The organism is Nocardia sp. CDC159 (assembly GCF_023740735.1).
Taxonomy (GTDB): domain Bacteria; phylum Actinomycetota; class Actinomycetes; order Mycobacteriales; family Mycobacteriaceae; genus Nocardia; species Nocardia pulmonis.
Map to the genome: position 1 here is coordinate 170,402 of NZ_JAMRXH010000013.1, position 18,884 is coordinate 189,285.

Genomic DNA, 18,884 nt, shown 5'->3' on the forward strand with positions numbered 1-18,884 from the left:
GCGAATGGAATCACAACCCACGAAATCCGGTGTGCTGCTGCGGCTCATCGGCGACGAGGCCGATATCCGTGCCACCCTCGACAGGATGCGGGCCGCCGGGTTCACCGTGCAGTGGAATGGGCGTTTCCGCCCCGACGACCAGGGCGGTGTCCGCACCTACGCGAAGCTGCGCGGTGAGCAGTCGTGAGCGGCACCGTCGTGGTGGGACCGTGGGCGGGCAGCGCCGCGGCGCCGTCGGTGTCGGTCACCCGCCGACGCCGCGCGGGCCCGATACCGCACCGCTACCGCGACCGATACGGGGCCCGGTACCTGATCGACTGCCGCGGTTGCCGGGTCCCGTTCCGCCCGGACGTGGAGGTGCCGCGAGACCGGCTGTGCCGGGACTGCCGCGAGCAGCGCCCGGACCTCGCGCCACCAGCCCTGTTCGAGGTTCGCGAGGCCGACCGGTGAATCAGCGCCCCGAGGATGAGACGCGCACCGCGGTGCGGTGCAGAAAGTGCCTGGGCTGGTTGGTGGCTCAGGAATCAGTGGACAAACATCTCGGGCCGACCTGCGAGCGGAAGGTGGCCGCCCAGCGGCGGGCCGTCGCGGCGGCGGCCCACGAGATGCCTCTGTTCGAGGTAGAGGGGCCGTGCTGATGGGCGTCGACATCGGGAGGGCGGGCCGAGAGGGGCAGCCACGGCCTGGTGGCGGGCTGGCGGCGGCTGGGCGGATCGAAATGGGACGGGGGCAGGTGCGGGTGTCGAGAGGTGGTGCGTATGGACCCAGCCGGTGCGCCGGAGCTACAACCGTTCGATCGGTTCGCGTGGGAACGCGTCGTGCGGCGGGCCCGTATGAAGCCGATGACGAAATATGTGGCCTTGGCCATGGCCACGTATTCCGATTCGAACGGCTCCAGGGTCCGGCCGGGAATCAATGCGCTCGCGTTGGTCCTGTGCATCTCCGTGCCCACGGTGAAAAGAGCGTTTGCGGAGTTGCGGGAATTGGGGCTCATTCAAAAAACGAAACAGGGGAATCGGTGGAAGAACGAAGCGGACACTTATCGACTGACGGTGCCGATGAATTTGGCGAGTCTGCCGATGCTCGACCCCGACGAGGTTGCGGAGGCCTCCGAAACCGCGTAGTCCGAGGATCTGGCGCGATACCCGGAGTTATCCACACGGTACGTCTGGGGATCTCTGGAGCGCCCCAGACTTTGCGCAGATAACAAAGTCTGGGGATCAGTCAGAACGAGTCTAGGGATCACACAGGCCCAGTCTGGGGATCACCCGTGATCCTCCACCATAACAACCATCCACAACCATCCCAACCAGGTACCCGGCTCGACAACGCAACTCACGACCGCGCGCGAGCGCCCGCGCGGCGACCGGCTCGGAACGAATTTTTGCTCGGTCAGGAAATGCGAAAAGAGGTGATGGTAATGCGGCACGACCGAACCGGAGAAAAGCTAGACGAGGACGCCGAATTCACCCCGTCGCACAATCCGAACTGCACGGGATGGATCGGCTACGACGACGACCACCGTCCCATTCCTTGCCTGCAATGCCGAAAACATCTGCGAGAAGGAACCGTGAAACTCAACTACTTCGACAACCGGAGAACCCCGTGATCAATACGACCGCAACCGACACCGCGACACCGCTCGTATTTCTCGACACTGAGACAACGCATTTGAATCCGCGGCTGCGGCGACCCTGGGAAATCGCGATGATCCGCCGCCCCGCCCTGGCCGGACAGCCCACCGACCGGCTGACGATCCTCATCGACGATGTCGACCTGGCCGACGCCGACCCCCGCTCCCTGCAGATCGGCCGCTTCGACGACCGCCACCCCCGCCACAGCGGACGCGACCAACTCTGGAGCCCCTCACCGACCGGACGCGGCGTCGCCCTGCACGGCGCCCCCGACACCCTGCTGATGCCCGAACGCGACGCCGCCGCCACCGTCGAGGAATGGACCCGCGGCGCGGTCCTGATCGGCATCGTGCCCGACTTCGACGCCCACACCCTCGACCCCATGCTGCGCCGCCACGGCCTGCTGCCCCGCTGGCACTACCAGGTGATCGACGTCGAGACCCAGGCCGCCGGCTGGCTGGCAGGGCGCCTCCACGCAGGCGATAGGCGACTGACCTCCCCGGCCTGGCCCGACGACGACGAGCCGGGGCGCTCGCTCGCTGAGCTCCTCGCTGAACTCCTCGCCGCGCTCACCCCGCCACGCAATTCCGATCTGCTGTCGTTGATGTGCGACGTCGCACCCCCGGCCGAGGCCGAACGCCACACCGCGATGGGCGACACCGCCTGGGTCGAACGCTGGTGGGACGCAATATCTCCCACCAGCACGCCCGCCGCCGGGAGCCGGGCATGAGCAGCGGCCAGCAGCCCCGCCAGCCGCGGTTCTTTTCCCGCATGAAGTACCGGGCCGCGAAACGCCACCAACGAGCGGCATTCGGCCGCAGCCTCCGATGCGGTCGCCAGCTGCTCCTGGACCGGGCCACCGCCGCGGCTATCACCGCGATCATCCTCGGTACCAGCCGGGCGCACCAGCCGTGACCGATCGCCTCGAATACGGCGCCCGGTGGCTCACCACCGACGGCGAAATCGGCGTCGCCCGTCGCGCCCCAACCACCGACCCCACCGTCGCCGTCGAGCTCGTCGACAAGCTGCGTGAGATTCAACGGCGCGACGGCCGCACCCGGGACGCCCATCTGGTCGCCCGCCGCCTTGACGCTGATGGGCTGCCGGTCGACGACTGGCAGGCCGTTGCGCGCCCGCCTGGAGCTCGCGCCGACGCGCGGGCCGCTATGAACGCTAGGACTGGCCCATGAGTGCGACCACGATCGCCATTCTCGCCGAGACCGCTGAGGCCGCCGAGAATCCGTGGGTGGACCTCCTCGCGTTGGTCGTGCTCTTCGTGTTGTTCGGTTTTGGGGGTTGGCTCGACAGCGGACGCTGAAGCCCGGGCTCGTCACCGGCATGTCCGAGCCCACCGGAAGGCGTCGGTGACCAGCAACGGGTCCGGGCCACGCGGTGACCGTAGCCGTGTCGCGGTTGGCGCGTCGCCCGTGGACCTGGTAGGCATCGGGCAGTCGATGAATGTCCGGTATTGCTCGACGGGCTTCGAGATAATTGTGGGTACACAGCGAGAGGAGGGCACGCGATGGTCGATCTGTTTCACGATGCCCTGTTCACGCCGACCGACGTGTCCCACCACCTGGTGATTCCGCATCGAACCGTCACCTCCTGGCTGTCCGACAGCGCCCCCGGTGGACCTCTGGTGCATCGTGTGCCAGCGGAACGGCGGGGCGCGGCCAACGTCACATTCATCGCGCTCGTCGAGGCGTACGTCCTGCGGGCGCTGCGTACCGAACTGCGGTTCAGCAAGCGGCGAATCCGCGAAGCCGTCGAGGCAGTCCGCCGCGAACTGGACACGCCCTACGCGCTGGCCAGCCAACGCATCGCCACCGACGGAATCGACATCTTCGTCCACTACAGCGACGACGAATTCGCCCGCGTCGGCGACCACCAGATGCCGGTGCGCGAGTTCATCGCCGACTACCTGCGATTCATCGACTGGGGCGGCACCGACCACGCAACCAGGCTGCGACTTCGCCAGTTCGCGGACGACACCCCCGTCATCATCGATCCACGCTTCAACTGGGGCAGCCCCGTCGTGGAGCGGACCAAGACGCCGGTGAAAGCCGTCGTCGACTTGTTCACCGCCGGAGAACCCATTGATGTCGTCGCCGAGGAATACGGCCTCCGCGAAGAGGAAGTCGAAGCGATCTGCCGAGCGGAACTCCTCCGCGCAGAAATCCTCACCGCCGCCTGAGTTCCTCCTCGACCGCTGCCTCGGCAAAGGCGTCGCCATCGGCCTGGCCGAGCTCGGGTGGATCATCCATCGCATCACCGACCACTTTCCCAACGACGCCCAAGCAATCACCGACGAGGAATGGATCGACTACGGGCTGTGCCACGGCTGGATACCGCTGTGCAAGGACAGCCGCATCAAATCCCGTCCCGCCGAGCGGCGCCCACTGGTCGACCACGACGCACCGCTGTTCTACCTCGACAACCAACAACTGGTCATCACCGAGATGATCGCGCGGTTCCACTCCGCCCAAGCCGCGATCTACCGCGCGATTCGCCGCGGTGGCGCAGCCGCCTACGCCGTCGGACCGGTCGGACAACGGCTACGGAAAACCTGGCCATGAGCCCGCGCCGTCTGCTGTCCCGCCCCCACCGGCCCCGGTTTTCCTGCCCGGGTTTCCCGACGTGTTCCCCCCGGTTGCGGCTCGCTGGACCTCGCCCCCGAGCCCCGTACCATCCGAGGCGCCAACTGCTCCGAATCCCCAATGGTGGCCGGTGAGCTGAGGAGTCCGCTGGCCACCTCTCGGGTACGAGCCGACACCGGCGGCACGCAATCACCTTGAGCCGCACGCACCGCCGGTGTCGGCCTTGCCATTGTCCATCCAGGGCACGCCGCCGCGGTGGTGTTCCGTTGTAGAGCAGATGCCCGCCGGCTGAATCGCCCGCGGACAGTACATATGCGACTTCGTGGCGCCACTTGTCTGAGCCAGGTAACGGTCGGAGCTCAGCTATCGGTCTTCGCCCACTGCCCTGGTGACAACGTCGACCCACAGCTCTGGATCGGTAGCCCACAGGTTGTGGCCAACTGCGGGTAGCTCTTCGAACCTCCCGCCCGGAATCAACGCCGCGAGCTGCCGAAGTGGCCAGGACGGACGGATGTCGTTCTGCGCGGCGATGAAGGTCATGACGACCGGGCAGTCGGCCAGTCGGCGCCACAGGTCGGGTTCGTGTATCCATTGCACGAACGACGCGCTCAGGGCGGCGTGAACGCCTTGTTCCCAGGGGATCTCGAGGTCGGCTTCCAGATGCCGCGAGGACTCGTACACCTGGGACCAAGTGCTGTCCTTGTGCAGTCCGTGGCCTGCGACGCCGACGACGGACCTGACTCGATCGGGATGGTCCAGCGCATAGCGCACCGCGAGATCGGAACCCCAGGAATGGCCGACCACTGCCCAGCTTTCGACGCCTATCTTCCGGCGCACCACTTCGAGATCGGCGACCGCGCGGGCGAGATCGTGCGGCCCGCCACGGGACCGGCCGACTCCGCGGGGTTCCGGGTACCAGGCTCGCAAACCGCGCGGCGCCAGGTCGTCGGCCGCGAGGTAGTGGATATACCCCGGCCCGCCGGACAGGACCACGACGTCCGGGCCGTGCCCGGTGGTACCCACGTGCAACAGCGTCCCGTCATCCGCTGACATCATCAGCGATCGCATCACACCCCCTCGCCATTCTCTCCGTGCACCAGATACAGCGGCGGCCGGAAATTGTCCGGCCGGTGGCGGCCCAGCAGTTCGCGCAGTGCCTCAGTGGCACTGGGTTCGATGGCGGAGACCATCTCGGCGGTTCGGCGCACTGTGAGCGCGTCGACGCCGCGGGTGGCGGCTTCGTCGACGTACCTGTCGATAACGTCCAACGTGTCCAAGGTAGGCATCCGCACTTCGGCGTGTTCGCCTGCGGCCCTGCGGCGTTCGATGTCGAGCTCGCTGCGGCCGTCGCGGCGCTCCCGCAACAACTGTTCCGCTTGCTCGAGGCTGGTCGTGCCGACGAGGGGTGCCGCCAGCGATGACTCGGTGAGTGTGCGAGCGTCGATTTCGTAGACGATGGCCGCGGCCGCAGTGAGCTCCAGCAGCGCATTGCGCTGCGTCTCCACCGCGCCCTGCCATCCGCCCGCGGCGGCAGCCAGCAAGGCGTTGGCCTCCGAGGGATGCCAGGACCAGATGTCGTTGAAGGGTTCGACATCTTTCGGGGTGAGCTCGGCAACGGGCCGGGCGTGGAGTTGGTCGAGCCGGACCTCGAGTTCCGGGCTCGACAGCTCGCCGTCCATGCCGATCCCGGCCACCAGCACCCGGGTAGGAACTCCGGATTGGACAGCCGCGGCGAGAGCGAGTGAATCGGCAAGCGGAGTGCGCAGATTGGCCTCGTGGCCTTCCCCAAGGATGTCGCCGCCAACGTCCACCACAACCACTTCGTCCGCGTCGAACGCTGCCACCGCGCGCTCGATCAGCTCAGCCAAGCCCGTGGCACCCCCGTCCGCCTCCAGCAACAGCAGCGGATGACCAAGGCGGCCAGCCAGTCGCGGCAGCGTCGATCGGCCGATCCGTAGCGCAGACGTCTCCAAAATCTGAGCGACGCCCCCGCGGTCGCCCAACCGATCGAAGTCGCCGCGCACGCGAGGGCCGGGAGTCGGGTCGATCATGAATCGGTCCCACGACCAGCTCATAAGGGCCGCGACTCCCAACTTCGGCATCGCTGTGGCGAGCATGGCGGCGGACACCGCATCCCCGCCCCCACCGGCGGCTATCGCTATCGCTGTATGCATGGCTGCGCTGGCATCCGTCCCCGAGTTCGTATAGTGGCCAGTGGCATATGGTAGTTGGCGGAGGTGTGCGGTTGCCCGAGATCGAGGAAGTACTCCCGAAGTACCTACAAATCGCCGGTTACCTGAGAGACCAGATCGTGCGCGGCGACCTTCCACCTGGCGCGGAGGTGCCGTCCGAGCGTGAGCTCGCAGCAACCTGGAAAGTCGCCAGACCGACGGCGAGCAAAGCGCTTCAGGCCCTGCGTCACCAGGGCCTCGTCGAATCACGACAAGGCTCAGGCACATTCGTGCGGGAACCACACGCGGCGCCTCGGACCCGCGAACGTCTCGAACGGGCCGCCAAGCTCGGGACCATGTACTCCGACAATGAGAGCGTCGAGTTCCCTTTCGTCGGCATCGTCGACGGACCCGAGTACGTGACCGGCGCGCTCAATCTTCCCGCCGGCGGCCCAGTCATCCAGCGCCAACGGATCATCAGCAGCGAAACGAGCGGGCTTGTCGAGCTTTCTACGTCATGGTTCCCGGCGAAGCTGGCAGAGTCCGCTCCGCGGCTGTTGCTCACCGAGCGCGTCGGTCACGGCACGCTCGGCTACATCGCGAAAGCGGCTGGAATACGGGCCGCCTACGCGCGTGACCAAGTTTGCGCCCGTCCGGCCACCGACGAGGAAAGTCGAGCGCTGGACTTAGCATCTTCGTCGGCGGTGCTGGTGTACTGGCTGGTCGCCTACGACTCCAATGACGCCGCCATCGCATTCGACGAAGCCGTCTATCCGCCGCACCGGTGGTCTTTCCGGCAGGAATACCCGCTGGCCCTGTAAACCCCGCCCGTCGCGGCCCCCAACTATTGAAATAATTCCGGATTCTCACAAGTGGCCTATACCACTTACCGGGTAGTGGCATAGTCCAGCTAACAGTCGTACGTGAGACGACCCGCACGGCTCTCCTCCGATGTGGTGGCAGGGCTGAGTTCGGGTGATGCATGCCGGAGGCACCGGATGAGAACAACAGCCGAATCGGCCGTCCTGGCCGTTCTCGCGCCGGGCGGCAGGCTGACCGCCCAGCAGATCAGCAACGAAGCGCAACTGCCCCCGCGGTCCGCGCGCCGCGCAATCGCCACGCTGGCGGCGCGGGGGTTGATCGTCGCGACCCCGTCGTCGCGGTGGCTGCTCAGCAGACGAGGACACGCCTTGTGCGCGAGCAGGACCGGGCGGTGCGGACAGTGAGTTCGCATGAGAGAAGCCGTCCCGCTGGGATGGGACGGCTTCTCGTTGACGAGCACCGTCAGTTGTCCGACGCGTGCGGTAGCAGTCTACGCTGCGACGCCGACGCGGCGGCTGAGTTCTTTGACGTCGTCTTTCATTCCCGACGGCGGTCGTTTCTGCAGGGCGAGCAGCATGTCGCGGGCGAACCCGTTGTAGCGGATCGTTTCTGGCGCGGTGCGTTCGGCTATCGACAGCAGCGCGAACGTTGCTGCGGCCTCGTCGCGCTGTGCGTGAGCGCGGGCCACTTCGATGAAATGGCGGCTGCGTCGTGGGATCGACGCGATGTGGTCGGCGTCGAAGGACTGCGCTGCCTGCAGGGCTTCTCCGGCGTGGCGCAGTTCGACACCGAGGGTGACGGCGTGGGCGTTCATGACCGGCATCGAGAACGAAGTCTGCACGTGCCGATACGCCGGCCCCAGCCGCACCGCGATCTCGTCGGCCCGCTGCCAGTGCCGCCAGGCGTCCCCGGACTTGCCGCGGCGGGCGTGGACGTAGGCGATTTCCGCCTCCAGCGCACCGAGAATCCCTCGCCAATCGTCGGAGGTGTTGTCCCGGTCGATGTAGGGGCGAAGGCGGGCAGTGGCGTCGTGGGCCAGGGCGATCGCTTCCTCCCAGCGGCCCGAGTCGCGCAGGGCTTGGACCATGGCCCAGGAACTGCAGGCGATGACGTACGGGTCGTCGGCCTCGTAGCCTTCGTGCAGGCCGCGGTCGGCGACCATCCACACCAGTTCCGGCGCGGGTTGGTAGGCGACGTAGAAGTCGGCGAGCTGGTACACCCCGGCCAATACCGTGCGTGCCGCCCGGCGATGCTCGCCCGGGACGCGGGCGGCGGATTGAGCGTCGCGGATCAGCCCGGGCAGCAGCGCGCCGAGTTGGGTTCGATGGTCCGGGCTGGAGTGCCGCACCTGCCAGGCTTGCCGAAGCCGTTCGGCGAGATGGGGCACGCTCACTTCCCGCGCCGCTGGGCGGGTACGGAAATCGGTGAGGGCGGCTTGCACCTGGGTCAGCGCGGCGTGGCGTTCGCCAGCGAACACCACCACCGGTACCGCGTGCTCGTTGCCGGTCAACTCCGCCAGGTCCTCCAGTTCGAGCGCTCGGGCGATCCGCAACAGCATCGGCAGGCGTGGTGGCTGGAGCCGACCATTCTCGATGGCCTTCAGCCACTCGCCCGAGCGGCCGACCAGGCCGGCCAGGACGGGGCGCGACATGCCCGCGCGTTCTCGCTGCAACTTGATCCGCTGTCCGATAGCCAGGTCATCCACGCTATGCACTGTCGGCGCCTTTCGCCCGGTGGTGCTCGTCACCTCCAGCGTAGCCAGCGGGCAGGGGGTACGGAATGTACCCGTCGGTCCCTGCGGCCGGATTTAGCGTCCTCCCAGCTCCCGACGCGAGCCAGCCCCCGACCCACCTCTCGAACGGCGAATCCCCAGTCACGGCCGGTCGGCGACGCCCCGGCAGCGGGAGCCCTGTCACTTCACGACAAAGGGGAAGCACGATGAAACAACCCACGACACCATCCACCGCTCCGGTCGCGCTCGCCGTGATGAACACGGCGCTGGTGCCAAATCAGGAAGCGGGCGAACGGGAAAGCGAGATCTGTTCGGCGGCTGCGCGTTACGGCTTCGCCGAGGCGCCGGAGGTCGTTCGGTTCGAGCACGGCGCGGACACGCTACCGCCCGCGTTGGGGGAGGTGTTGCGCCGGATCGTCGAAGTGCAGGCGACCGCAGTGTTCATGCCGAGCGCCGATCATGTCGGGGGGATCGCCGGGGTGCTGCGAATCATGAACGCGGTGATGGGGACCCGGCCGCCACGGGTGTTGATGCGCGGGGTGTTCTTCACCGACGACGCGGCCGACCAGGACGGGAGGCGGCGGTGATGGGCTCGCCGTACATGCCCCCCGGCGAGCTGGCCGCCGCGACCGCGCGCGAGGCTGCGGCCGAGGACCGGCCGAGGATTGCTCAGGAAGCGGCGCTCGCCCAATGCCAGCTGTATCGGGAGACGTATCGAATTCCGGCCGAGGTGGTGCCCGACACGGCGGGCGTGCCGTGGGTGGAGATGCCGGTGTCGGCGAGTACCAGCGCGGTGTGCATGCCGACGGGCATCGCCCGCGAAGTGTTCGCCGAGCTGTGTGTGCCGACGATCGAGTACGCGCGGCAGCCGCACACCCACATCCTCGTGTTCCCGGACGCGGTGACCGCCGATCAGCGGGGCGCGCTGAAACGGCTCGGCATCACGATCGCGGTCTACGGCAGCCGGGTCCGGCTGCCGGTCGGCGCATGCGATCTTCCGTTCTGGTGGGCGCGCCCGCTGCTGGTGCCGGCGTATCTGCCGCGGTTGTCGGAGATCGCCACGGTCGCCGCAGCATTCGAACGGAGGCCGCGATGAACACCGGCGGTGACGCGATGGGCGAGGCGCTCGGTGAGTTGCGGGCCCGCGCGGTGGCGGAACCGTTCGGGCCGGTGCGTCCCGAGCACGCCACCGGCGGCTGGGAACTGGACGGCGACGAGCGCGAATGGTCGCTAGTGAAACCCGTGGGGGAGCTGCGGTTGCGGGTGAAGGCCGACACTCGTACTACTTGCTCGTGGCGCATCGGCGGCCCGGACGGGGTGCTGATGCGCCACGGGCCCGCCGCGGGGGTCGAGGAAGCGAAGGCCGAAGCCGAGCGCTGGGTATCGCAGCTGCCGCGCTCCGACGTCGTGGCCGGTGATGAACCGAGCGAGGAACCGAGTCCGCAAGTCGCGTACTACGCGGATCTGCACCACAGCGACCAGCACGCCCCGGACCGCGCTGCCGCGCTGCGGGCTGAGGGTCCGCCTCCGCCGGTAGAAGCGGACGGCTACTGGGGCCGGTTCGCCTACTACCAGCACCGCGCCGAGGCACTCGGCGACCCGGCCGCGGTCGAGATGTTCGAGCAGCTGAAGGCCGAGCGCCCACCCTGCGGGGGTGACCGGTCGTGATCGGTATCGCCGATATCGGATCGTTGTTGCTGGTCCTCGGACTGGGGTCGACGATGTGCGTGCTGTTCTACGCCGCGCATCGGACGATCCCGCTGGATGAACCGCCACCGGAACCACAGCCCCGGACCGGGGTGTATGCGATCCGGCTGCGGCTGGATCACGAGGGCGCGACCGGCGCGATCGCCTCGTCACCGGCCGCGCACCAGGCGATGCAGTTGCACGCCGGCTGCAGCCGGGACTGGTGCAGCCGCAAGGCCAACGCCTACACGTGGCTGGTCGACCACGGCGAAATCGTCCCCGACAGCGGCCGGACACGGTGAGAGAAGGGGCGCGAGTGGGCGGCAAATTGACCGACGAGGCGTTCGAGGGCTTGATGACGACTCCGCAGAGCGCCCGGGTGTACGGGTATCTGCTGGGCGGCAAGGACTGCTTCGACGCCGATCGCAAGTTGGGCGAGCTGATCCTGCAGCATTTGCCCACCGCGGGGGTGGCGGCGCTGGTGAACCGGAATTTCATGCGCCACACCACCCGCTGGCTCGCCCGCGAGGTCGGAGTCGAGCAGTTCCTCGATATCGGCGCGGGCCTGCCGCAGGGCACGAATCTACACCAGATCGCGCAGGCGATCCGGCCCGCCAGCCGCGTGGTGTATGTCGACCGTGACCCGATCGTGCTCGCCCACGGGCGCGCGCTGATGACCAGCGCCCCCGACGGCGGGCCGGTCGTCTGGGTCGATGCCGATGTGAGGGACCCGGCCGCGCTGCTGGACCACCTGCGCACGGCGGGGCCGCTGAATCTGCGCGAACCAATCGCGTTATCGCTGAACGCGGTCCTGCACCACGTCACCGACGACGCGGTGGCTGAGAAGGCCGTGCGGGAGCTGGTGGCGGCGTTGGCGCCGGGCTCGTTCCTGGTCATGACCCACCTCACCGCGGACTTCAACCCCCACGTCGTGGACGGCCTCGTCGCGGCCTGCAGCAGCGAGGGGCTGCCAGTCACACCGCGCGGGCGCGAGGCGTTCGCGCGGTACTTCACCGGACTGGAACTGCTCACCCCCGGTGTCGTCGCGCCGCACCGATGGTGGCCCGAAGACCGCAAAACCGCGCTCCAGCACCCGGATTCCGACATCTGTGCCTACGCCGCGATCGGACAGAAGATGCGCGCCGTTCCCTCATGAGGGCGCGGCAGGGATATAGACGCAGGGAATCCGTTGCCCTGCAATGAAAAAAGGGGAGATAGAGATGGCATCGTTACGACGCGCCACGATCGGCGCCGCTGCGGCGGCGTTCCTCGCGACCGGCATCATGACCGCCGGGGCCGGGTCCGCCCGTGCGGCCGAGAAATCCTGTGGGTTCGAATTCACCTGGACCCGTCCCACTGTGCTGCCACCACAAGTCCTCGCCCGCGGCGTGGCCCAGTGCACCGTCCCGCCCGAGGAACACATCGCGGTGCTGAAGCTGGAGTTCCGGCCCGCCGGCGGTGCCCGGTGGGAGGTGGCGGCGGCGACGCCACCGAACCACACCATTCCCGCTCGCGAGGCCCGCTACGAAGTGTCGGGCCCGTGCTACGCCGGGTCGTGGCGCGCGGTAGTGGAGATCTGGGGCAGTATGCAGGGGCACCCGTTCACCTTCAGTGACCGGTCCCGATCGGTCGACATTCCCCCCAGCAAATGCGCGTCGCGAGGATAGGAGCCGAACCCATGAATCCCGACACGGGTACATCGCGCGAGCTGCGCAACGACATCCAGGCCCTCACCGAAAAGGTTGCCACCCTGGTGGGTTCGGATCATCCGGCAGTGATCACGCTGATGCGAGCCGCCGACGAACTGGCGGCGGCAGCGATCGCGGACGAGCCGCCCAGCTACGGCGACCCGCCGGACGCCGGGTGAACTTTCGCCGCGGACACCCTGCGAAGCGCCCGAGACAAATCTGGCGATTACCCACCCGGAGGCGGGCGCCCAGGATTAGCCTGAGGGAGCCCCCCAAGATCGGGTGACCTTCGATCCCCGATCCCGAGCCTCGCCTGAACCCCACCCCCGCAGGCGGGGCTCGTCCCATGTCCGGGCAGCCCAGCCGGTAGCCGAGCTGTAGCCGAGCCCGTCGGTCGGCCGGGGCGTGCACGCCTGCTCCGTACGGTCCGGCCCCATGACAGCACCGGTCGGCAGCGTGCGCCTCGAGATCGACGGTGATGCGTCTCGGTTCGAGCGGGAGCTGCAGCGAGCGGTCGTGGGCGCGATGCGCGACGTGCAGCGTGACCTGGCCCGTAACGGACTGCAGGTTCATTTCGAGCTGGCCGACCTGCGCGCCGACACCGCTCGCGCCACCCAGGACGCGCAGAAGGTCGCCGACAAGACGCCGATCACGGTGCCGGTCGACGCGGACACCTCCGGTGCGCTCGGCGACGTGGCCGCGATGCGTCGCCAGGTGCAGGCGGCGACACCGCCGATCCACCAGCAGATCCGCGTCGAAGTCGACCGCGGGTCCACAGCCGCCGCGCGGGCGGTCATCACCGATACCGCGGCGGCCGAACGAGAGTTACAGCGCGCCCAGCGCGACTCGGTGGCCGCGGAGAACGCGTTGGTCGCGGCCCGCAAACGCGCGACCTCCCAGCTCGCGGACATCGACCTCGCGGTACGGCGCAACGCGATCGCGCAGCGGGAGGCCGCAGCCGCGGTCGCCAAGGCGCGCGCCGAACTTGACGCCCTCGGTGACGGCAACGACCCGGACGGGTCGCTGCGGGAGGCTGCCGCGCTGCGGGTGGAAAAGGCCGAGCTCAAGGTCCTCGAGGCCCGCCGGGAAAGCACGCGGTTGATCGACCGCGCGACCGAGGCGACCGCGCGGCTGGCGCAGGCCGAACACCGCGCCGCTGCCGCGGCCCGCGCGCCCGGTCCGTCCGCCGGGCCGGTCGGCGGCGGCGATACCGACCGGCTGCGGGTGCAGGCCGAAGCGTCGCGTGCCTCGTTCGCGCGGTTGGGCGGGGAGATCGGGTCGGTCGCCGCCACCGCGACCAAGCTCGGCGCGGTGACCGCCGCGCTCGCCGCGATCGGCGGCGCGGCCGGCCTCGCGGGCGGCGCGATCGGCGGCCTGGCGGTGGCCGGCGCGGCGCTCGGGCCCGCGTTCGGCGCCGGGATCGGCACGGTCGTGGTCGGCCTGCAGGGCATGAAGGACGCGTTCGACGCGGTCGCCGCGGCCAGCGAAGCCGGTCCGGCCGAAGCCGAGGCGCACGCGAAAGCCGTTGCCGCCGCCCAAGATCAGCTCGCGTCGGCGCTCGACGGCGCCCAGTCGGCGCAGCGGTCGCTGACCAGTGCGCAGCGCGACGCCGAAGACGCCGCCCGCGATATCGGCGACGCCTACAAGCAGGCCGGCGAGGACCTCGAAGATCTCCAATTCAAGCTGCGCGGCTCGGTGATCGACCAGAAAGAAGCCGCGCTCGCGGTGCGCCAGGCCCAGCGCGACCTGAACAAGGCCAGCGACCCGGAGAAACGTGAAGAGGCGCTGGTGCGGCTCGAGCGCGCCCAGCTGCGCTACGACCAAGCCCTCGAAAACGGCCGCGATGTCGCCGCCGAGGCGGCCGAAGCCGAAGCCAAAGGACTCGACGGCAACGCACGCGTCGTCGCGGCCAAGGACCGGGCCGCCGCCGCCAACGATCGCGTCGCCGCCGCGCAGGACGCGGTCAACCGCGCCAACGCCCAGGTGGCCAAGGCTCAGCAAGCGGTCACCGACGCCCAGAACGCGGCCACCCCGTCCGCGGAGAAACTCGCCCAGGCGCTGGCGAAGCTGGCTCCGAACGCTGCGGCGTTCGTCACCGCCGCCCAGGCGCTGGCTCCCGCGTGGGACGCGGTGCGTAAATCGGTGCAGGACAACCTGTTCGAGGGCGGCGCGGACACGCTGCGCCAGCTCGCCGACGCGGTGCTGCCCAGCTTACAAACCGGGATGGGCGCGGTCGCCACCGAGCTGAATCTGGGAGCGCGCGGATTCGCCGACTTCCTCAGCAGCGGCGAAGGCCTCGCCGCGCTGGACGCCGTCTTCGCCTCGACCGCGGAGCTGCTGCGCGGAATGCGCGACGGCAGCGACGGTTTCCTGTCCGGATTGGCGGCGATGGTGCAGGCCGCGCAACCGTTCGCGCAACAGATCGGTGCCGCGTTCGGCAGCGTGGCCAGCGCGCTCGGGGCCGCGTTCGCCCAGATCGCCGACAGCGGCCTGCTCGGCCAGGTCCTCGACGGGTTCGCCCAGGCGCTGCAGGGCGCGGGACCGCTGCTGGCGGACCTGGTGCTCTCGTTCTCGCAGCTGGCCGCCCAGGTCCTGCCCGCGCTGGCACCGCTGTTCGACTCCCTAGGGCAGACGCTGGTCGCGATCTCGCCCGCGCTGGGCAGCCTCGGCGGCGTCTTCGCCCGCTCACTGGCCGAGGTGCTGCCGAGCCTGGGCGAGTTCATCTCGGCTCTCGCCCAAGGCGTGGAACCGATCCTTCCGGTGCTGATCGAGCTGCTGAAATCGTTGTTCGGTGCTCTCGAACCGTTGATCGAGCCGCTGTCGCAGATCGCGGTCACGATCGGTCAAGCCCTGATCGGTGCCATCGACGCGCTCGCACCATCGATCGGGCCGCTCGGCGAGGCGTTCGCTGCGGTGCTGAACGCCGTCGCCCCGCTGATCCCGCTGATCGCCGAGAACCTATCGACGGTGATCCAGGCGCTGGCGCCCGCGCTCACCGACGTCGCCAACGCCCTGGCCCCGGTGATCGCGGCGTTCGCCGAACAGATGCGCCCGGTGATCGAACAGCTCGCCCCGATTCTGGCCGCGGTAGCTGCCACGATCGGCCTCGCCCTCGCCGACGCCCTGACACAGATCGCCCCCGTCGTGCCCGATCTGGTGAAATCGTTCGCCGCCCTCGTGATCGCGGTCGTGCCGCTGCTGCCGGAGCTGGCGCGCCTGGCCGCCGAGATCCTGCCGCCGCTCATCGACGTGCTGGTGCAGCTGAGCCCATTCATCATCCGGGCGATCGACGCCTTCACCTGGCTGGTGCAAAACGTCATCATCCCGCTGGTCCTGCCGATCTTCCAGCAGATGACCGACCAGCTCGGCCAGAACCTGCAATTCCTCGCAGACGCCTTCCACTGGTGGAACGGAATCGTCGACACCGTCTTGAACGCCGTCACTACCGGCTGGAACGGGCTTAGCGAGACGCTCACCGGCATCAAGGACTGGATCGTCGGCACCGTGTTCAAGGCGCTCGGCGACGCGATCGTCACCGTGCAGGGCTGGTTCGACACCGGTGTGCGCGGCATCGGCGAGATCTGGGCGCGGCTGCAGGAGATCGCGAAAGCACCGGTCAGGTTCGTCATCGAAACGATCTGGAACAACGGCCTGCTGAAGGCGTGGAACGCGGTCGCGCGGTTTCTGCCCGGTGTCGACGAGATCGCGCCCATCCCAGTGCCGTTCCACCGCGGCGGCATCCTGCCCGGCTACACCCCCGGCCGCGACCCCCACCGATTCATCTCGACCGACGGACGGATGGCGCTCGCGCTGTCGGGTGGCGAAGGTATCGCTCGCCCCGAGGTCGTGCGCGCGCTCGGCTCCGGACGCTGGGACGCGATGAACGCCGCCGCCCGCACCGGCGGCGTGAGCGGGGTGCGCCGGTTCTTCGGCTTCGCCTCCGGCGGCGTGATTCCCTCGACGATGTGGCGGCTGATCTCCGAGCGATTCCCCGCCATGCAATGGACTTCAGGCTTGCGCCCGGGCGCCCCGGATTTCCACGGTCGCAATATGGCCGGCGACTTCGCAACGGCCGAGGTGCCCTCCGCGCAGATGAAAGCGTTGGCGCGCTGGATTTTCGAGAACTATGGGCCCGAATCCCTGGAGCTGATCCACTGGCCCCTGGACGGCTGGCAGAACATCGACAACGGCGCTCCCTTCGACTTCGGGCAGCCCACCAACGACCAGCACCGCTCACACGTGCACTGGGCGATGGACCACCCGCCCGACAACTCGGGGGACAAGCCCGGCGGCGTGGGTGGCGTGCTCCGGGAAACAGCGTCGCGGTTGTTCGGCTCGATTCGCGACCGCGTCGCCGACGTGTTCGACTCGATGTTGTCCGGTATCGCCGACGCGATCCCGGCGTTCGGCGGAGCATTCGGTGCGCTGCCGCGCGCGGTGTTCGACAACTTCCGCCAGCGAATGCGCGAGTTCCTCACCGGCCACGCCGACACCGAAGACGACAAACGCCAGGACGTGCCGCCCGGCGGGAACGTGGAGATGTTCCGCGACCTCGTACGCGATCTGCTCGGCCACTACCGGCTGCCGCTGTCGCTGACCAACAGCACGCTGCGACGCATGCAGCAGGAGTCCGGCGGGCGCACCGACGCGGTGAACCTCTGGGATGTCAACGCGCAGAACGGGACACCGTCCGTCGGTCTCATGCAGGTGATTCGCCCGACCTACGACGCCTATAAGGATCCGGCGTTCGACAAGGGACCGTATCTGTACGGGGTGAGCATCGATCCGGCCGCGAACGTCTCATCCTCGATGCGGTACGCGCTGGCCCGCTACGGATCGCTGTCGGCGGCCTATGACCGGCCTGGCGGGTACCAGCGCGGCGGCCTGGTCCCGGGCATCGGGTCCGGCGACATCGTGCCCGCCCTGCTGGAACCGCAGGAAATCATCATGAACCGGCGCGCGGCCAAAGCTTTCGGACCGCTGCTGCTGTCGATGAACCGAGCGGTACCGCGCTTTCAGAACGGCGGCATTGTCGAGGGCCTGGTCGGCGGGATCGGCGCGGTTCCGGTCGCGGTGGTCAACTGGGACGCCGCCCGCGGCGTTCTCGGCGCCGCACCCCCGGCCGCCCCCGACGTCTCCGCTGGCTCGCCCCCGCCGTCGGCCGCGCCTGCGTCGCCGGCCGCGCCGAGCATGGCCGAGGCTGCCGCGGCAGCGGCCACCGCTGCGGTGGGTGCGTTCGGCGAGGGGCTGGCCACCGTGATCGGCGACACGCTCAAGGCGTGGGTGGTGCCCGTCGCTCAGCAGACGGCCGAGCAGGCCGAGCAGCAACGCATTCAAGCTGCCGCCGAATTCGCCATCGAACAGCAGCGCTTCGACGAGCAGGGCCGACTGCTGTCGGACACGAACGCACTGCTGCAGCGCAACGCGTCCTCGCAAGAACTGGTGACGCAGGAACAAACCGAGCAGCTCCGCGCCCAGCTCAACGAGATCGCCAACCGTCTCACCGGCGGGGTGCTCGCTCCCATCATGCAATCGGCGGTGGACGCGGCGATCCAGGTCGTGCAGACCTGGCTGAAGGCGGGATTCAGCGATGTCGTCGCGGGCACCGACCGCACCACCCGCGCGGTGGAGAATATCGACGTCGGCGGAGGCGGTGGCGCTGCCCCGCCGTTCGGAGCGCCTGGCTCGGCGTTCGACGCGGCCAGCGCGATCAGTCAGGCCGTGGTCCAGGTGGCCGACACCGCCAAGCAGGCGTTCATGTCGGTCGCGACCGATATCGCGAAAGCCGCACTGGCACAGAAACCTTCGAAGGTCGACAAATCCCGCGGCGTGCTGGGCCGCGACATCTCCGGCGGCCCGCTCGTCGACATGATCGTCCGGCTCACCGGGGTCGAGATCCAGATCCGCGACGTGCTGATCAACACCCTCGACGAGATCACCGACTTCCGCAAGGACCTCTTCCAGGCCCTCGAAGAGGCCGGCGCCCTGGTTTCCGACACCGCGGTGCTGATGCAACGCAACGAGAGCAGCCGGGATCTGGTGCTGTCCGAGCAGAACCGCATCAACCGCGAACTGATCAAAGCGGTGCTGCGGTACCTGATCGTGTCGGTGGTCATCCCCATCATGACCGCGATCCTGGGCGCAATGATCCAGCTGGCCGCCACCGCGATCGGCGCGGCGATCGGATCGATCATCCCCGGGATCGGCACCGCGATCGGCGCGGCGATCGGCGCGGTCATCGGCGCCGCGCTCGCCGGCTTGGCCGCGGTGTTCGTGTCCACCCTCGCCATCGGCGCCGGCGCCGCGATCGACTCGTTCGACTCCGGCGGCGTCGGTGTCGGGAAGGGGTTGATGGTGAAGGCGACGTCGCTGCGCGAACGAGTGCTCGACCCGCAGGAGACCAATTCCTACGACCGGCTTGCACGCATCGCCGACATGCTGGAGGCCCCCAGCCGCCACACCACCACCGTCCATGCCCCGATCTACATGCGCGGCGGGGAGCGCGACGCCGACCGCGTCGCCGACCGGCTGCTCGCGCTGATGCCGAAATAGGA

22 protein-coding genes are annotated in these 18,884 nt (G+C 68.7%); 19 read left to right on the forward strand and 3 right to left on the reverse strand.

The features are described from left to right. The first annotated feature begins 4 nt into the window (after positions 1–4). From NDR87_RS26225 to NDR87_RS26260, 9 genes are all read left to right on the forward strand, one after another. Positions 5–187, forward strand: a complete 183-nt coding sequence (locus NDR87_RS26225; protein ID WP_251912857.1) for a hypothetical protein — start codon at positions 5–7, stop codon at positions 185–187. Continuing rightward, positions 184–450 carry a hypothetical protein gene (locus NDR87_RS26230; RefSeq protein WP_251912858.1) on the forward strand — a complete coding sequence of 89 codons (267 nt, stop codon included), beginning with the start codon at positions 184–186 and terminating at the stop codon, positions 448–450. Before NDR87_RS26225 ends, NDR87_RS26230 begins: the two co-directional genes overlap by 4 nt. Before the next feature lie 308 nt (positions 451–758). Next, on the forward strand, positions 759–1,124 hold the full coding sequence (locus NDR87_RS26235; RefSeq protein WP_251912859.1) for a helix-turn-helix domain-containing protein: 366 nt from the start codon (positions 759–761) through the stop codon (positions 1,122–1,124). A 481-nt stretch (positions 1,125–1,605) separates the two neighbouring features. Then, positions 1,606–2,364, forward strand: coding sequence for a hypothetical protein (locus tag NDR87_RS26240; RefSeq protein ID WP_251912860.1), 759 nt, complete (start codon positions 1,606–1,608; stop codon positions 2,362–2,364). Beyond that, complete coding sequence (locus tag NDR87_RS26245) at positions 2,361–2,549, forward strand: hypothetical protein (protein WP_251912861.1); 189 nt, start codon at positions 2,361–2,363, stop codon at positions 2,547–2,549. The genes NDR87_RS26240 and NDR87_RS26245 overlap by 4 nt, the downstream gene beginning before the upstream one ends. Next, the gene (locus NDR87_RS26250) at positions 2,546–2,824 is read left to right on the forward strand and encodes a hypothetical protein (protein ID WP_251912862.1); all 279 of its coding nucleotides are present in this window, start codon (positions 2,546–2,548) and stop codon (positions 2,822–2,824) included. Before NDR87_RS26245 ends, NDR87_RS26250 begins: the two co-directional genes overlap by 4 nt. After that, on the forward strand, positions 2,821–2,952 hold the full coding sequence (locus NDR87_RS37445; protein WP_286014044.1) for a hypothetical protein: 132 nt from the start codon (positions 2,821–2,823) through the stop codon (positions 2,950–2,952). Before NDR87_RS26250 ends, NDR87_RS37445 begins: the two co-directional genes overlap by 4 nt. A gap of 150 nt (positions 2,953–3,102) precedes the next feature. Then, the gene (locus NDR87_RS26255) at positions 3,103–3,828 is read left to right on the forward strand and encodes a DUF433 domain-containing protein (protein WP_251912863.1); all 726 of its coding nucleotides are present in this window, start codon (positions 3,103–3,105) and stop codon (positions 3,826–3,828) included. Continuing rightward, positions 3,734–4,210, forward strand: a complete 477-nt coding sequence (locus tag NDR87_RS26260; protein WP_251912864.1) for a hypothetical protein — start codon at positions 3,734–3,736, stop codon at positions 4,208–4,210. Before NDR87_RS26255 ends, NDR87_RS26260 begins: the two co-directional genes overlap by 95 nt. A 384-nt stretch (positions 4,211–4,594) precedes the next feature. Here the strand turns inward: NDR87_RS26260 and NDR87_RS26265 are convergent, their stop codons facing one another. Both NDR87_RS26265 and NDR87_RS26270 read right to left on the reverse strand, forming a co-directional pair. After that, a complete protein-coding gene (locus NDR87_RS26265; RefSeq protein WP_251912865.1) occupies positions 4,595–5,299 on the reverse strand; it encodes an alpha/beta fold hydrolase in 705 nt (234 codons plus the stop codon). Further along, positions 5,299–6,405 carry a DUF1152 domain-containing protein gene (locus tag NDR87_RS26270; protein WP_286014045.1) on the reverse strand — a complete coding sequence of 369 codons (1,107 nt, stop codon included), beginning with the start codon at positions 6,403–6,405 and terminating at the stop codon, positions 5,299–5,301. The genes NDR87_RS26265 and NDR87_RS26270 overlap by 1 nt, the downstream gene beginning before the upstream one ends. A 71-nt stretch (positions 6,406–6,476) precedes the next feature. On the opposite strand from NDR87_RS26270, the gene NDR87_RS26275 reads away from it, so the two are divergent. Continuing rightward, positions 6,477–7,223, forward strand: coding sequence for a GntR family transcriptional regulator (locus NDR87_RS26275; RefSeq protein WP_251912867.1), 747 nt, complete (start codon positions 6,477–6,479; stop codon positions 7,221–7,223). Between the two features lie 177 nt (positions 7,224–7,400). Then, the gene (locus NDR87_RS26280) at positions 7,401–7,628 is read left to right on the forward strand and encodes a MarR family transcriptional regulator (RefSeq protein ID WP_251912868.1); all 228 of its coding nucleotides are present in this window, start codon (positions 7,401–7,403) and stop codon (positions 7,626–7,628) included. Positions 7,629–7,714: 86 nt separating this feature from the next. Here NDR87_RS26280 and NDR87_RS26285 read toward each other — a convergent pair whose 3' ends face one another. Further along, positions 7,715–8,929, reverse strand: a complete 1,215-nt coding sequence (locus tag NDR87_RS26285; RefSeq protein WP_251912869.1) for a helix-turn-helix transcriptional regulator — start codon at positions 8,927–8,929, stop codon at positions 7,715–7,717. Positions 8,930–9,162: 233 nt separating this feature from the next. On the opposite strand from NDR87_RS26285, the gene NDR87_RS26290 reads away from it, so the two are divergent. The 8 genes from NDR87_RS26290 (at position 9,163) to NDR87_RS26325 (ending at position 18,882) form a co-directional block, all read left to right on the forward strand. Further along, entirely contained in the window at positions 9,163–9,543 is a 381-nt protein-coding gene (locus NDR87_RS26290) for a hypothetical protein (protein WP_251912870.1), read from the forward strand. After that, positions 9,540–10,052 carry a hypothetical protein gene (locus tag NDR87_RS26295; protein WP_251912871.1) on the forward strand — a complete coding sequence of 171 codons (513 nt, stop codon included), beginning with the start codon at positions 9,540–9,542 and terminating at the stop codon, positions 10,050–10,052. The genes NDR87_RS26290 and NDR87_RS26295 overlap by 4 nt, the downstream gene beginning before the upstream one ends. Next, positions 10,049–10,624, forward strand: coding sequence for a hypothetical protein (locus tag NDR87_RS26300; protein ID WP_251912872.1), 576 nt, complete (start codon positions 10,049–10,051; stop codon positions 10,622–10,624). Before NDR87_RS26295 ends, NDR87_RS26300 begins: the two co-directional genes overlap by 4 nt. Continuing rightward, positions 10,621–10,944 carry a hypothetical protein gene (locus tag NDR87_RS26305; RefSeq protein ID WP_251912873.1) on the forward strand — a complete coding sequence of 108 codons (324 nt, stop codon included), beginning with the start codon at positions 10,621–10,623 and terminating at the stop codon, positions 10,942–10,944. Before NDR87_RS26300 ends, NDR87_RS26305 begins: the two co-directional genes overlap by 4 nt. Before the next feature lie 14 nt (positions 10,945–10,958). Continuing rightward, positions 10,959–11,798: an SAM-dependent methyltransferase gene (locus tag NDR87_RS26310; RefSeq protein ID WP_251912875.1), complete on the forward strand. Its 840-nt coding sequence runs from the start codon at positions 10,959–10,961 to the stop codon at positions 11,796–11,798. Positions 11,799–11,862: 64 nt separating this feature from the next. Beyond that, on the forward strand, positions 11,863–12,309 hold the full coding sequence (locus NDR87_RS26315) for a hypothetical protein (protein ID WP_251912876.1): 447 nt from the start codon (positions 11,863–11,865) through the stop codon (positions 12,307–12,309). A gap of 11 nt (positions 12,310–12,320) precedes the next feature. Beyond that, a complete protein-coding gene (locus tag NDR87_RS26320) occupies positions 12,321–12,509 on the forward strand; it encodes a hypothetical protein (protein WP_251912877.1) in 189 nt (62 codons plus the stop codon). A 256-nt stretch (positions 12,510–12,765) separates the two neighbouring features. Beyond that, the gene (locus NDR87_RS26325) at positions 12,766–18,882 is read left to right on the forward strand and encodes a hypothetical protein (RefSeq protein WP_251912878.1); all 6,117 of its coding nucleotides are present in this window, start codon (positions 12,766–12,768) and stop codon (positions 18,880–18,882) included. Positions 18,883–18,884: the final 2 nt, after the last annotated feature.

Coding starts and splice junctions, on each gene's coding strand:
- NDR87_RS26260 (WP_251912864.1), top strand. CDS start 3,734: ATGTCGTCGCCGAGGAATACGGCCTCCGCGAAGAGGAAGTCGAAGCGA.
- NDR87_RS26265 (WP_251912865.1), bottom strand. CDS start 5,299: ATGCGATCGCTGATGATGTCAGCGGATGACGGGACGCTGTTGCACGTG.
- NDR87_RS26325 (WP_251912878.1), top strand. CDS start 12,766: ATGACAGCACCGGTCGGCAGCGTGCGCCTCGAGATCGACGGTGATGCG.
- NDR87_RS26290 (WP_251912870.1), top strand. CDS start 9,163: ATGAAACAACCCACGACACCATCCACCGCTCCGGTCGCGCTCGCCGTG.
- NDR87_RS26225 (WP_251912857.1), top strand. CDS start 5: ATGGAATCACAACCCACGAAATCCGGTGTGCTGCTGCGGCTCATCGGC.
- NDR87_RS26300 (WP_251912872.1), top strand. CDS start 10,049: ATGAACACCGGCGGTGACGCGATGGGCGAGGCGCTCGGTGAGTTGCGG.
- NDR87_RS37445 (WP_286014044.1), top strand. CDS start 2,821: ATGAGTGCGACCACGATCGCCATTCTCGCCGAGACCGCTGAGGCCGCC.
- NDR87_RS26315 (WP_251912876.1), top strand. CDS start 11,863: ATGGCATCGTTACGACGCGCCACGATCGGCGCCGCTGCGGCGGCGTTC.
- NDR87_RS26235 (WP_251912859.1), top strand. CDS start 759: ATGGACCCAGCCGGTGCGCCGGAGCTACAACCGTTCGATCGGTTCGCG.
- NDR87_RS26245 (WP_251912861.1), top strand. CDS start 2,361: ATGAGCAGCGGCCAGCAGCCCCGCCAGCCGCGGTTCTTTTCCCGCATG.
- NDR87_RS26320 (WP_251912877.1), top strand. CDS start 12,321: ATGAATCCCGACACGGGTACATCGCGCGAGCTGCGCAACGACATCCAG.
- NDR87_RS26280 (WP_251912868.1), top strand. CDS start 7,401: ATGAGAACAACAGCCGAATCGGCCGTCCTGGCCGTTCTCGCGCCGGGC.
- NDR87_RS26270 (WP_286014045.1), bottom strand. CDS start 6,405: ATGCATACAGCGATAGCGATAGCCGCCGGTGGGGGCGGGGATGCGGTG.